The 13488-nt window shown below is 61.1% G+C and carries 14 protein-coding genes and 2 pseudogenes; 8 read left to right on the top strand and 8 right to left on the bottom strand.

The genetic code is table 11. The annotated features are described in order from the left end of the window. Positions 1-37: 37 nt before the first annotated feature. Both BN1128_RS19805 and BN1128_RS19800 read left to right on the top strand, forming a co-directional pair. Positions 38-895 (top strand): AraC family transcriptional regulator, encoded by an 858-nt coding sequence (locus BN1128_RS19805; RefSeq protein ID WP_042871979.1) that lies wholly within the window; start codon positions 38-40, stop codon positions 893-895. A gap of 65 nt (positions 896-960) precedes the next feature. Next, a complete protein-coding gene (locus BN1128_RS19800; protein ID WP_042871977.1) occupies positions 961-2718 on the top strand; it encodes an amidohydrolase in 1758 nt (585 codons plus the stop codon). A 92-nt stretch (positions 2719-2810) separates the two neighbouring features. On the opposite strand, the gene befA is transcribed toward BN1128_RS19800, so the two are convergent. From befA to BN1128_RS19770, 6 genes and pseudogenes are all read right to left on the bottom strand, one after another. Then, the gene (befA, locus tag BN1128_RS19795; protein WP_042871975.1) at positions 2811-3587 is read right to left on the bottom strand and encodes a beta cell expansion factor BefA; all 777 of its coding nucleotides are present in this window, start codon (positions 3585-3587) and stop codon (positions 2811-2813) included. A 174-nt stretch (positions 3588-3761) separates the two neighbouring features. Next, entirely contained in the window at positions 3762-4187 is a 426-nt protein-coding gene (gene arsC / locus BN1128_RS19790; RefSeq protein ID WP_082030484.1) for a glutaredoxin-dependent arsenate reductase, read from the bottom strand. 47 nt (positions 4188-4234) lie between these two features. Then, a complete protein-coding gene (arsB, locus tag BN1128_RS19785) occupies positions 4235-5299 on the bottom strand; it encodes an ACR3 family arsenite efflux transporter (RefSeq protein WP_042871971.1) in 1065 nt (354 codons plus the stop codon). A gap of 108 nt (positions 5300-5407) precedes the next feature. Next, a pseudogene (locus BN1128_RS26640) lies at positions 5408-6103 on the bottom strand (ArsA-related P-loop ATPase). 60 nt (positions 6104-6163) lie between these two features. After that, positions 6164-6532, bottom strand: a complete 369-nt coding sequence (gene arsD / locus BN1128_RS19775) for an arsenite efflux transporter metallochaperone ArsD (protein WP_042871969.1) — start codon at positions 6530-6532, stop codon at positions 6164-6166. A gap of 4 nt (positions 6533-6536) precedes the next feature. Then, positions 6537-6905, bottom strand: coding sequence for an ArsR/SmtB family transcription factor (locus tag BN1128_RS19770; protein WP_042871967.1), 369 nt, complete (start codon positions 6903-6905; stop codon positions 6537-6539). 257 nt (positions 6906-7162) lie between these two features. Here BN1128_RS19770 and BN1128_RS19765 point away from each other — a divergent pair, with 257 nt between their 5' ends. Genes BN1128_RS19765 through BN1128_RS19755 form a run of 3 tightly spaced genes read left to right on the top strand, consistent with a single transcriptional unit; the run spans position 7163 to position 8274 of the window. Further along, positions 7163-7477, top strand: coding sequence for a DUF134 domain-containing protein (locus BN1128_RS19765; RefSeq protein WP_042871965.1), 315 nt, complete (start codon positions 7163-7165; stop codon positions 7475-7477). After that, positions 7474-8061 carry a NifB/NifX family molybdenum-iron cluster-binding protein gene (locus tag BN1128_RS19760; RefSeq protein WP_042871963.1) on the top strand — a complete coding sequence of 196 codons (588 nt, stop codon included), beginning with the start codon at positions 7474-7476 and terminating at the stop codon, positions 8059-8061. Before BN1128_RS19765 ends, BN1128_RS19760 begins: the two co-directional genes overlap by 4 nt. A gap of 27 nt (positions 8062-8088) precedes the next feature. Continuing rightward, entirely contained in the window at positions 8089-8274 is a 186-nt protein-coding gene (locus tag BN1128_RS19755) for a hypothetical protein (protein ID WP_042871961.1), read from the top strand. 141 nt (positions 8275-8415) lie between these two features. Here the strand turns inward: BN1128_RS19755 and BN1128_RS19750 are convergent, their stop codons facing one another. Then, positions 8416-9534, bottom strand: coding sequence for an HD domain-containing phosphohydrolase (locus BN1128_RS19750; protein WP_042871959.1), 1119 nt, complete (start codon positions 9532-9534; stop codon positions 8416-8418). Positions 9535-9814: 280 nt separating this feature from the next. Between BN1128_RS19750 and rimO the strand changes: the two genes are divergently transcribed. Further along, positions 9815-11143, top strand: a complete 1329-nt coding sequence (rimO, locus tag BN1128_RS19745) for a 30S ribosomal protein S12 methylthiotransferase RimO (protein WP_042871958.1) — start codon at positions 9815-9817, stop codon at positions 11141-11143. A gap of 161 nt (positions 11144-11304) precedes the next feature. Here rimO and BN1128_RS19740 read toward each other — a convergent pair whose 3' ends face one another. Further along, positions 11305-11772: a GNAT family N-acetyltransferase gene (locus tag BN1128_RS19740; protein ID WP_042871956.1), complete on the bottom strand. Its 468-nt coding sequence runs from the start codon at positions 11770-11772 to the stop codon at positions 11305-11307. A 444-nt stretch (positions 11773-12216) separates the two neighbouring features. Here BN1128_RS19740 and BN1128_RS19735 point away from each other — a divergent pair, with 444 nt between their 5' ends. Together BN1128_RS19735 and BN1128_RS19730 are read left to right on the top strand one after the other, a co-directional pair. Then, positions 12217-12891: a response regulator gene (locus tag BN1128_RS19735; RefSeq protein WP_042871954.1), complete on the top strand. Its 675-nt coding sequence runs from the start codon at positions 12217-12219 to the stop codon at positions 12889-12891. Continuing rightward, positions 12882-13488 (top strand): annotated as a pseudogene (locus tag BN1128_RS19730) (ATP-binding protein); the annotation flags it as partial. The gene BN1128_RS19735 and the pseudogene BN1128_RS19730, both read left to right, overlap by 10 nt.

The raw sequence follows: 13488 nt of genomic DNA, 5'->3' as shown, positions 1-13488 counted from the left end.
GTCACAGCTGGATTATCGCAAGCCTGTTTTCAAGGCGATGGATTACATCAGTCATCATCTCGACCGCAATCCCACGCTGGATGAGGTGGCCACGGCCGCCGCCCTGTCAAGCTTTCACTTCCACCGGATCTTCAAGGCGGTGGTCGGGGAGACCATAGCCGGGTTTACCCGCCGTCTGCGCATGGAGCGGGCTGCACGGCGCCTGCTGCTCTCCCCCCACAGCGATGTCACCCGTCTGGCCCTGGAGGCGGGGTTCTCCAGCTCCCAGAATTTTGCCAAGGCCTTCCGGCTCCACTTTGCCATGACGCCCTCCGACTATCGCCAACAACAGGGGCTTGCCCAGAACAGCAAGATTGGAAACGATCCCGCAGCCCTGGCTGACTATGATGCTCTGGTAATGAATCCGGACAGCACCATAGATGGCCTGTTGCAGCGGGCAGAGGTGGTCACCTTGCCATCTCGACGGGTCGCCTACATGCGACGGCTCGGTCGCTACGGCCAGGAGACCTGCCGTCAGGCGCACCATGATCTGCTAACGCTGCTGGCCTGCGCCGGGCCTGTCACCCCGGTTGGCACCCTGAGCCTCTATTGGGATATCCCCGACATCACGGACGAAACCCGTTGTCGTACCGATGTCTGCATCGAACTCTGTGCCGATCAGACGGTGGGCAGGAGGGTGGCCACCCAGACCATAACGGCCGGCCCTTACGCCGTGTGCCATGTGGTGGCCCGGGGCGACCAGCTTGCCGCCGCATGGGAAGCCGCTTTCCGCTGGCTGGTGGCCAGCGAGCTGGCCTGCGACGATCGCCCCTGCTACGAGCAGTACCATGCGACAACCGATCTGGCCCGGGATCATTACGTGTTTGATATCTGTATCCCGCTGATCACCCGATAAGCCGGACGCCTCAATCCATTCAACCTCTCCGGTGACCCGTTCACCGGAGCGGAGGAGTCATGCCCATGAAAACCAGAACCCTGTTGCTTGCCAGCCTGCTGGCCCTCTCCCCCCTGCCGGGGCTGGCCCAGCAGGAGGCAAGCCGCACCCTGCTGTTTGGCGGCCCCATCTATAGCGCAAACCCGGCCCAGCCCCATCCCGAGGCGGTGGGCATCGAAGGTGACAAAATCATCGCCGTCGGCAGCTATCAGCAGGTGGCCCGGCAACTCGGCGAGCAGGCCACCCGCATCGACCTCAAGGGGCGCTATCTGATGCCAGGGCTGATCGACAGCCATGTCCACGCTGCCTTTGCCGGTTTTCAGGAGATGACGGTCCAGTTTCCCGATGCTATGCAGAGCGTGTCGCAGGTGGAGCAATTCCTGGCAAAAAGCCAGCATGACCGCCGCCTGCACCTGGGCGAGGTGACGCTGTTCAGCAACGTATCCCTCGACTACTGGCACCATATCCCCCTGCTCGACAGCGTCTTCAACGGCACCCGGTATCAACGGACGCCTGTGGTACTGGCAGGGTCCGATGCTCACACCGGCTGGGTCAATCAGGCCATGTTGCGCAAGGCCGGAATAGACGCCAAGACACTCGCCGGCCGCCGTGCCGGGCTCAAGGAAAACTTCGGCCGCACAGCAGATGGCAGGCTCAACGGGTTTGCCTCCGAAGGGGGATGGGATGCCATCCTCAAGGCCCTGCCTCCGGTCAGCGACGCCGCCATAGCCGAGGCGATCACCCTGGCCGCAACACAGCTGAATCAACTGGGGATCACCGCATGGATGGACCCTATCAGCAACATTCGTCCACTGGCCCCCATCTTCAACGCCCAGCCGGATCGCCACGATGAGGGGTTGCTGCCCGCCTACACCCAGCTATCCCTGGCAGGCAAGCTGACCGGCCATGTTTCCGCGCTGGCGCTGGTCGGGATCCACGCCTCCCCCGCCATCATCGATGATGTGGTGGCCCTGCAGCAGAAGTTTACCAACGCGCCGGACGTCAGCCTGGTGGGGATCAAGATCCTGCAGGATGGTGTCATCGAATACCCCTCCCAAAGCGCCAAGCTGAGCCAGCCCTACCTCAATCGCCCCGGCTACAGCGGCAAAGACGACCTGAACAAGCAGCGCTTCAACGAACTGATCCGCAATGCCGACGCACATCAGCTGATCGCTCACTTTCATGCCATCGGTGATCGGGCAGTACGCGAATCCCTCGATGCCATCGCCTATGCCCGTGCCAACAATGCGGATCACGGCGTGCTGCACAGCATCACTCATCTGGAGGTGGTCAGCCCCGCCAGCATAGCCCGCTTCCAGCCGCTCAATGTTGCCGCGTCAATGCAGCTGCTGTGGGCCGGCAAAAACGCGGCCACCACCACGCTGCTGGAGGGCAAGGTACCAGCCGCACTGCTCAGTCGCCTCTATCCTGCCGGCAGCCTGCTGCAAAGTGGCGCCATAGTGGCAGGGGCCAGCGACTGGCCGGTGTCGACGCCCAACCCCTTCCTGGCCATGTATACAGCTGTGACTCGTCAGGGGGAACTGGGCATGCTACCTCCGACCAGCGAGCAGATCAGCCGCCAGGCCATCTTGCAGGCGTACACCCTCAATGCCGCCAAGGTGATCGGTCAGGATAAACGGGCAGGTTCGATAGAAGTGGGCAAGAGCGCCGACCTGGTATTGCTGGATCGCAACCTGGAGCAGGTTGATGCCGAGCGGCTGAAAGAGACCCGGGTGCTCTGGACCATGTTCAAGGGACAGCGGATTTATCAGGCCGGGCACTAGCCAGCCCTTGCCATCAATCAGGCCCGCGCTGGGCGGGCCTGATATTTATATGCAGGAGCCGAAAGCCCCATGTGCTGCGCATGGCCCAGAGGCTACTTGGTCAGATCTTCGTCCACCCAGTATTTGGATCCCGAGATGTTGGCATCGAGCAGCAAGCCCTTCTCGCCGATCTGGTAGATGGCCATGCCGCCATTGTACTTGGCGGTGAGCTCGGCGCTGTCCTTGCCTGCCACGGCCCCCATCTCCGAGGTCGCCTCCCAGCCCTGGGTCACGAAGGCATCGAACCTGGCCTTGTCTTCAAACAGGATCACCTGCTGGTAGAACTTGCCGCCGAGCCCGGCCGCAAGACCGGCACCGAACATCTTCATGTAGGTGTGCTGACCGCGTTTGCGATCGACCGCCACCCCGGCCCCTTGGTTGGTATGCAGCATCAGGGAGAACTTGCGCGAATCGAACACCGCGTAGCCATAAGCCTTGTCAAACAACAACTTGGCGGAAGGCTGCTGGTTGAACAGTCGCACCAGCGCGGTATCGGCCATGGTATCGAGGGCGAGTCGCGCCTCGTCGGCCGTCTTGGGCTCGCGCATCTCGTCAAGTTTCTTGTCGGCCACCACCAGCCACTCCTTGCCGGTCGCTATGCTCTTGTCGGTCCAGACCCCGGCGGTGTTGAACGCCTCCGAGCCCCACTGTGAGACGGATGCCCAGGTCGCCTTGGAGAAATCGGTCACGCTCCGCCACGCCTCCTTGCTGGTATCACTCACAGCAGTACCCAGGTCGGTCGCGGCCGCCTTCAGCTTCGCCCAATCGGCCAGACCGGGGGCCGACGCCAGTGCCAGCGTCGTTGCAATCACTAGGAATCGAATCTTCATGCTGTTGTCCACCTTCTGTGATGAGTCGATGGTCACAGTAGCAGATTTGAACGACGCCGGAGCAGGCGATGCTCACGACGCGGTCAACGTGTGACGCTGCCCCTGGCCACCATCGGCACCTGTGCACGAGGGCGCCTGGCGCCCTCGTGATCATTGCTCATATCTGCGCTTAATTTACTTGAGGCGCTTGCCGCTCGCATCCACCACCTGCTCGCCATCTTCCTTGGCGAAGGCCCTTTTTTGCTGATCGGGCAAAATATCGAGCACCAGTTCCGACGGGCGGCACAGCTTGGTGCCGAGGGGGGTGATGACAATGGGGCGGTTGATGAGGATCGGGTGGGCCAGCATGGCATCGACCAGCTCATCATCGCTGAAGCTATCTTCCGCCAGCCCAAGCGCCTCGTAGGGGGGCACATTCTTGCGCAGCAGCTCGCGCACCGGCATGCCCATGGCGGCGATCAGCGCCACCAGCTGATCGCGGGAGGGGGGCGTCTCCAGATAGTGGATTACAGTGGGCTCCACGCCGCTGTTGCGAATAAGCGCCAGGGTATTGCGGGAGGTACCACATTCCGGGTTGTGATAGATGGTGATTGCACTCATTTGCGTGTCTCTCATGACTCAAGTGAATAGAAAGTGGATAACAACCGTTAGTGGCGCAGTCCCGCTTCGTACCAAGGTTTGCTGGCGTTGACAATGCGCACCACCAGCAGCATGACCGGCACCTCGATCAGCACCCCGACCACGGTGGCGAGCGCCGCGCCGGAGTGAAAGCCGAACAGGCTGATGGCGGCGGCCACCGCCAGTTCGAAGAAATTGGAGGCACCGATCAGGGCGGAAGGACAGGCGACCGAGTGCTTCTCCCCCACCTTGCGGTTGAGCCAGTAGGCGAGCCCCGAGTTGAACAGCACCTGGATCAGGATCGGCACCGCCAAGAGGGCGATAACCAGCGGCTGCTCGATGATGGCGTTGCCCTGAAAGGCAAACAGCAGCACCAGAGTGAGCAGCAGGGCCGCCACCGACCAAGGCTGGATGCGGGTCATGACGCCATCAAAATGGGCCTCTCCCTTTTTCAGCAAGGCCTTGCGCAGCAGTTGGGCGATGATGACCGGGATGACGATATAGAGCACCACAGAGGTAAGCAGGGTATCCCACGGCACGACTATGCTGGAGACCCCGAGCAGCAGCGCCACCAACGGCGCGAAGGCAAACACCATGATGAGATCGTTCACCGCCACCTGCGACAGGGTGAAGTAGGGATCGCCGTTGGTGAGACGACTCCACACAAACACCATGGCGGTGCAGGGGGCCGCCGCCAGCAGGATCAGACCCGCCACATAGCTGTCGAGCTGATCTGCCGGCAGCCAGTCCGCAAACAACACGCGGATAAACAGCCAGCCCAGGAAGGCCATGGAGAAGGGCTTGACCAGCCAGTTGATAAAGAGGGTGACCCCAATGCCCTTCATGTGGCCCTTCACCTGATGCAGGGCACCAAAGTCTATTTTGAGCAGCATGGGGATGATCATCACCCAGATGAGCAGCCCCACCGGCAAGTTGACCCTGGCCACCTCCATGGAGCCGATCGCCTTGAACAGATCCGGCAACCCCTGCCCGAGCACAATCCCCACCAGAATGCAGAGGGCGACCCAGGCGGTCAGATAACGTTCAAAAAAGCCGATGGCAGGCACTGCCTTGGCATCACAGTTTGCAGACATCACAGCTCCCGATGCGGCGCAATCCCGCATCTTCTATTGGTTCAAAACAAGGATTTATAACAATAACGGCATATTCAAGCCGCCCCGGCAGCAGATCGGGGCGGCGATTCAATGGTGCTGGCAGAGGCGGCGCAGGGCATCGGGCCCCACCGGCTCCTCGGCGAGCAGCGGCACCACGGCGAAGCGGCTGGCGTGTTGCTGCTCGACCGCTTCGATATGGGGCAACTGGCGCTCGGCCCGCAGTTGCAGCAAGGGTGAGCTGACTGCGGTTTGCTGCAAACTGTGGTTGATGAGCCAGCCCCAGGGCTCGATACCGGCGCGACGCAGATCGGCCTGCAGATTGGCCGCCTCCTGCACTGGGGTCGGCTCGGGCAGCGTCACAATCAGCACCTTGGTCTGTTTGGGGTCCTGCAACTGCATCATGGGGGTGGTGAACTCGTCAAAGGCGGCAATCTAGGTGGTGCAGGCGCCGGAGAGCTGCTCCTCTATGCTGCGCACCACGCTCTCGGGCAACTTGCCGCGCACCGGCCCGACGATCCGCTCCCGATAGGCTTTGGCCGCCGCGGGGGGATCTATCTCTAGCGCCGACAAGCCCGGCACAGCCGCGATGGCGGTGACGCGATTGCCAATGGTGGTAGCAAACACCTGCCCCACGTTGGAGGCGGGATCCGTGCTCACCAGCAGCACCCGCTTGCCGGCATCACACAGAGCCACCGCACTGGCGCAGGCCAGCGAGGTCTTGCCCACCCCGCCCTTGCCGGTGAAAAAGAGAAAGGGGGGCGGATCGTTCAGAAACTGAAACATGACGAACTCCTGTCGACAGCGTGGCGAGTCCGGCTGGGGGATCTGGGTTGACTCAGGGGATCAGCAGCAACCGCTGCCGGAGCAGCAATCACCCTTGACGATCCCCTTGATGGCCGCTTGCGGTGCGGGCAGACCCGCATAACGGGCCAACTCGCTGCGACTCGGATAACGGCCGGTCAACACCACCTGCCCTTCCACCAGCACCAGCGGCAGCCCCTCCTCCCCCGCATGGCTCAGAAAGGCGCTGATGGCCGGCGTCTCGGCAAACTGCATCGGTTGCTGGGCCAGATTGAAACGCGCGATGGCAACCCCCTGCTCCTTGGCCCAGGCAAGGTCGGCGGCAAAGGTGACCAGCGCCTGCTCGACCTGGGTACCGCAGACTCCGCTGGAGCAACAGAGGGCGGGCTCAAAAATCTGAATGGCTGACATGGAATTACTCCTTGTTGCAGCAGGGCTGCGCAGGCAGAACATGGGGGGAGCAAACTGACTCGGCGCGCATCATGCCGCACGCCTCGGGGTGGCCGGCGCAACACTCCTCGGTGAGATAACCGATCAAGTCAAGCATCAGGGGAATGTTGGCGCAGTAGCGCAGAAAACGCCCCTCTTGCGCCACCGACAGCAGGCCGGCATTGAGCATGGCCTTGAGGTGAAACGACAGGGTATTGGGAGCGACATCGAGCTCGCTGGCCAGTTCGCCGGCGACCCGCCCATCCAGCCCCGCTTTCACCAGCAGCCGCCACACATCCAGTCGAATGCCGGAGGCGAGCGATTCAAACACCTTGGTGGCCGTCTCTTTGTTCATACTGTTCACCCTTGCTCTCAGACTCATAATTTCAACTATACGAGAACTATTGAAATGATCAAGTTGCGAGCAACACCCGACGACTGAGCCACCTTGCCTACAGGCGTCACGGCGCCACATCACATCAAGGCGATACGCTGCCACCGCTCATGCTGCGCGTGCGGATCAGCCGATCATGTACCCGAGTCACATCTTCCATTAACTGGCATATGCCAACTACTATGGAGATATGTGACATATGCCAGTCAGGAGCTACCATGCCGAGACCCAAGATTGCCCGCCAGATCTGTGGCCGCCCTGCCAACAGCTGTTTCAAGCCCAATGGCCGCCCCATGCACCAGCTGGAACAGATCACTCTGGCCCCTGACGAGTTCGAGGCGCTGCGGCTGGTGGATCTGGAAGGCATGCAGCAACAGCAGGCCGCCCTGGTGATGGGCGTCTCCCGTCAGACCCTGGCCAATATCCTGAAAAAAGCGCGCTACAAGGTGGTGGAGTGTCTGAGTCTGGGCAAGGCATTGATGATGCAACCCGCCGAGCCCGACCATCAAGCCAGTGGAGAAGATCCGACATGAATTCTGTCACAACCATAGCCACCACCCCCTGCAACAGCGCCCTGATGCTGAGTCAGGGGCTGCTGGCCGGGCACTTTACCCGTGCCGAGCAGTTGCAGATCCTGAGCCCTGAGGGAAACGTCATCGCGACACTGGCCAACCCGGCCGCTGCCGAAGGCTGCCACGGCAAGCAGGAGCTGCTCGACGCTCTCGCCCATCATCAGGTGGGTCAGGTGGTGGTGCGCAATATCGGTGAGCGGATGCTGGGACGCCTGCTAGCGGCCAATATCCGGGTGCTGCAGTGCCGCTCTGCCCGCCTGCCGCTGCCCGCGCTGCTGGCTCCCGCCAATCTACAGCTGCTCACAGATGCCCGTCAGGGCCGCCCGTCTCGCCGTCATCAGAGTAAGTCGGCGATCCGCGCCATCCACCCCACCGGCGTGGGACACAGCCAGAGCCCTGCCCATTGTCACGGTGAATGCGACAGTGAATTAGGTCATTGTTGCGTTAGTGGTGACAATCAGGCAGATACCCCACGGGAAGGCCATACTTGTTGCCACGGCAGTAAGGAGGCCGATCAACAAGGCGGTTGCTGCCATCACCACTAATGCCATCACCGGCAAGGAGAAGAGATCATGTCCATCTGGTTGTTGAGTCTGCTCGCCTCGTTCGTGCTGATCCTTGCCATGGGCACCATCGTCTGGTGGCGCCAATACCGGCTTGCCCAGAAGCGGGAAGATAGAGAGGTGCGCCCTTGCGGCTGCTCCAGCGCCTGTGCCGATCACCTCTACCAAATCAGCGAGCCGCCGCCCAAGCCATAAGCGGGCACGGTAGCGATTGGCGCAATGCCTGATACCCGGACCCGAGAAACAGAGAGGGGGCACCTGCTGGTGCCCCCTCTCTGTTTCTCCCTCCCCTCACCCTTCGCACTGTCTTCGCCCCTACACACTCACCAATGCCAGTCAACTCGGCCCTACGGCGCTGACACCCGATGAGCTGGCTGGCTCCTGATACTGCTGATGGATGGCGCGAAATGCCTCCTTGTTGCGAAGCGCGGCCTCCACGCAGACGGGATCAAACTGGCTACCGGCATGCTCCTCCAGATAGGCGAACGCCGTCTCGAACGGCCAGGCCTGCTTGTAGGGGCGCTCGCTGGTGAGGGCATCAAACACATCTGCCACCGCAACGATGCGCGCCGCCAGCGGAATAGCCTCCCCCGCCAGCCCCTGCGGGTAACCGGTGCCGTCAAAACGCTCATGATGGAAGGCGATGATATGGGTCAGCATGTCGGTATGGTGAATGCCGTCGAGGCCAAATTCACTGATCATCAGGGCAATCATCTCCCGCCCCTTGCCGGGGTGGATCTTCATGATCTCGAACTCTTCCGGCGTCAACTTGCCCGGTTTGAGCAAGATGGCGTCCGGCACCGCGATCTTGCCGATGTCGTGCAGCTCGGAGAAGAGGTATATGAACTCCACCTCCTCGTCGCTGAGCGAATGGTGCGCTGCCACGGAGCGGGCGATCAAGCGGGAGTAAGCCGACATCCGGTGCAAATGGTTGGCGGTCTCCTCATCCCGATAGCGGCTGAACTCCCGCGCCGTGGTGAGGGCCCCGCCAAGGGTCTGAATGGAGAAAAATTCCACCGCTATGATGGCCGACAGCACCTGGGCATAGGCTGACAATTCGCTGCGAATAGGCTCGTTGAAGTAACCCGGCTCCATCGCATCGCAAAACAGAAAGCCAAACAGCCTGCTGTTGAACAGCAGCGGCTCGGTATAGCTGGAGGCATATCCCGCTTCCAGCAGTTTGCGACTGTGCTCCGAGCTCGACCCCAACAGGGCGTCCAGGCTGTCGAGCACCCTGGGTTGCTGATGCTCGGCCAGATAGCGCAGGGAGGGCACCTCGCTCAGCTTGACCTCGTACTGCACCAGGGGGGAGCGCCCCTCCGTGCTGTGGGCAAAGGTCTTGAGCCGATCCGTGTGCTGGTCATAGATAGCGATGGCCACCCGGCTCAACTTGTCAAAGCGCTGCCTGAGCGTGGCGTGCACATTCTGCATTTTCTCGCCAAATGAGCTATCCATCCCCTTCTCCCTGCTGGTGTGCCTGCAGGGAGTATAGTGACGCCTATCTGCCGCCTCCCATCTCGTTAACTGAAAGCTCAACAAGATGTGAGCGGGTCGACGGTTCGCCCTGCCCCGTGGAGATACCCCCAAAGGGGCGATGTGACTGGGGTCACCCCGGGACAATCTTGCCCCACCAGAGATATTGTTCGGTTCTGCCATGCTGGCTGTATAGTTTTTGGTTAGCCATTCCGGTAAAATCCGCGCCCTTATAAGAGAGCCACCTAAGAGTGATTGAGCGATGTCCAACACAAAACAGGCCCCCAAAGTAGGATTCGTCTCCTTGGGTTGCCCCAAAAACCTGGTCGATTCCGAGCGCATCCTGACCCAGCTGCGTACCGAAGGGTACGATGTGGTGCCCAGCTATGACGATGCGGAGCTGGTGGTGGTCAACACCTGCGGCTTTATCGACAGCGCGGTGCAAGAGTCGCTGGAAGCGATCGGCGAAGCCCTGGCCGAAAACGGCAAGGTGATCGTCACCGGCTGCCTTGGCGCCAAAGAGAACCAGATCCGCGAGATCCACCCCAAGGTGCTCGAGATCACCGGCCCCCACGCCTACGAAGAGGTGCTGGGCCACGTTCACAAATACGTGGCAAAGCCGACCCACAACCCCTTCACCAGCCTGGTGCCGGCCCACGGCGTCAAGCTGACCCCGCGCCACTACGCCTATCTGAAGATCTCCGAAGGCTGCAACCACCGCTGCACCTTCTGCATCATCCCCTCCATGCGCGGAGATCTGGTGAGCCGCCCCATCGGTGAAGTGCTGGCCGAAGCCAAGCGCCTGAAAGAAGCCGGCGTCAAAGAGATACTGGTGATCTCCCAGGACACCTCCGCCTATGGCGTCGATGTGAAGCACCGTACCGGTTTCTACGACGGCATGCCGGTCAAGACCAGCATGGTCGCCCTGTGCGAAGAGCTGGCCAAGCTCGACATCTGGGTACGCCTGCACTATGTCTACCCCTACCCGCACGTGGATGACATCATACCGCTGATGCGCGATGGCAAGGTGCTGCCCTACCTCGACATCCCGTTGCAACACGCCAGCCCGCGCATCCTGAAGCTGATGAAGCGTCCCGGCACCGTCGAGCGCACCCTGGAGCGGATCCAGAAGTGGCGCGAGATCTGCCCCGAAATCACCCTGCGCTCCACCTTCATCGTCGGCTTCCCTGGCGAGACCGAAGAAGAGTTCCAGATGCTGCTGGACTTCATCGACAAGGCGGAGCTGGACAGGGTCGGCTGCTTCAAATACAGCCCGGTCGAAGGCGCCAAGGCCAACGAGCTGCCGGATCCGGTAGCGGAAGACGTTCAAGAAGAGCGCTTCCAGCGCTTCATGGAGCTGCAGCAGCAGGTCTCCATCCGCAAGCTGGCTCTCCGGGTCGGCAAAGAGATGACAGTGCTGATCGACGAGGTGGACGAAGAGGGAGCCACCGGCCGCTCCTTCGCCGATGCCCCCGAGATCGACGGCTTGGTCTACCTGAACGGTGAAACCGGCCTCAAACCCGGCGATCTGGTCAAGGTCCGCATCGATGAAGCGGACGAATACGACCTGTGGGCCAGCCTGATAGGCTAAGTCCGCAGTCCATGATGGCACCTGTCCGGCAGGCGCCAATAAAAAGCCAGTCAGTGACCCTGACTGGCTTTTTTTATTGATCGCACGAAATGGTTATGCGCGCTGAAGCGGGGCGCACGCTGCTGCGCCCGGCGTCACCAGGTCAGCGCTGCTGACGAGGGCTAGAGGCCGGTATCCGCCACCATCACCAGAACATGAACGCCTTTATCATTGACCTCCTCAACGGCCTTGAAACCATGACGGCAATAAACGCCACCGGTCAGGTTTTCGGTTTGCAAGTACAGCTTGCTGATCCCCGCCCTGCGAGCGCGGCTGAGGATCTCTGTTACCAGCAAGGAGGCGACACCCTGCCCGCGCACTTTTTCAACGACATATACCCCACCTAACCAATATTCGTACTCGGGAAATATCGCCATTTCACGGATCTTGAGCTCCGCAGCCCCCACCCATTCACCGGCCTGGCGGGCCAGTACCATCAGCGGAGCCCGGTCAACCTGGGTGGCCGCCATGACCTTGGCCAGCACCTGCTCTTGAGTAAAGCGACCACTGTCGCGGCACCATTCGTCAAAATACCATGAGGCAACCACGCCTGCGGCAGATGGCGCATCCGCCAGTAACAACAACTCCATAAAGCCTCTTTTGCGTATAACCCATGACCTGCTGGGAAGAATGAACACGGCGAAGCCAAGAAGCCCCGGGTAGCGCCGACAGGCGGCGCCCTGGCCGCTGGCAGCGCGTCCCCATGGACCCGCCTGCCCCAGACCAGGTTATCGAATGGATATCATAACCAGCCGGGGAGTGGAAGGCGCCTATGGCTGGAAAGGCAGGTGCAGCACCATCCATTGGCAGAGATTGTGATGAAAGAGCCATCCACGCCCCTCTCGTATCCAATCCCTCACGATGAAACCCGATCACACAGGAGCACCCAGGGCCTTCGCCCGTTAATGATTAACCAGTGAATAAAGAATACCCTGATTCAGTCCCGATACAGGCACTCCTGCTAGGATCCGGATTGACTCTCCCCGGCATAAACCCTCTAATTGACGGCCTGGATCCCCATGATCGCGCACCTTATGAAAATATTGTTGGTCGAAGACGACAAGCTGCTCAATCACCACCTCTCCACCCTGCTGACCGAGGCCCAGAATCAGGTCCACAGCACGGACAGTGCCCAGGTGGCCCTGCATTACGCCGCCGATTACCCCATAGATGTAGCCATCATAGATTTGGGGCTGCCGGACATGGACGGTTTGCAACTCATCAGACAGCTGCGCGAGCGGCAGATCCCCTTCCCCATCATAGTCTTGACCGCCCGTGGCAACTGGCAGGACAAGGTGGAGGGACTGGAGGCCGGGGCGGACGACTATCTGGTCAAGCCGTTCCAGAAGGACGAGCTGCTGGCACGGCTCAATGCCCTGGTTCGCCGCAGCGCCGGCTTCATCTCGCCCAAGGTCAAGGCCGGCGACTACGAGCTGGATCTCTCCCGCAAGGAGTTGACCATAAGCGGTGAGCCAGCCGTGCTGACCAGCTTCGAATACCTGATCCTCGAATACCTGATGCGCAACGCCCGCCAGGTGGTCTCCAAGCAGCAACTGCTGGACCAGCTCTACGGCGATGGCGAAGGGGACCCCAACACCATAGAGGTGATGGTGAGCCGACTGCGCAAGAAGCTGGATCCGGAGGGGACCATCCAACCCATCTCCACCATCCGGCGCCAGGGTTACATCTTCAACCTCTCATGCAACTGATGCGCCTTCGCCTGCCGCGGCCCATGCGACTGATCCGGCGCTCGCTGCATATCAAGCTGATGCTGAGCGCCATGCTGGCCATAGCGCTCATCATGGCCTTCTCCGTCTACATCCTCTATCTGGGCCACACCGAGGAGCAGGCCCAGAAGGCCAGCATCCGCATGCAGGAGAACCTCTCCAAGCTGTTCTCTTCCAAGCTGCCGGAACCCCACTCCACGACCGATCTCGGCAAGATCACGCCGGATGCCATCGACCCCAATCTGGATACCCTGATCTGCCGGGCCGATGGCCAGCTGAGCTGGTCCAGCCTGCACATGCCGGAGGTGATCCACTCCAAGGGCACCATCTGTCAGGATCTGATGAAGTACCTCGGCGGGCTGGATCAGGACTACTTCTTCAAGCGCCACACCATCAAGAACGGCGAGAGCTACTTCATCTACAGCCTGCGTTTTCTGCGCAATCACGGTGAGGGGCCAACCACCTATTACGTGGTGATGGTCGACTCGGCCAAGCGCTACCTGGCCCAGACCCGCAGCTACCTCTATCAGTGCATCCGCCAGGCCCTGCTGGCCTACTCGCTGCTCGGCGCCCTGCTGC

The organism is Aeromonas piscicola, from assembly GCF_000820005.1.
GTDB classification, from domain to species: Bacteria; Pseudomonadota; Gammaproteobacteria; order Enterobacterales; family Aeromonadaceae; genus Aeromonas; species Aeromonas piscicola.
Note: the sequence above shows the minus strand (reverse complement) of the source record. Positions and strands in the feature narration are given on the sequence as shown.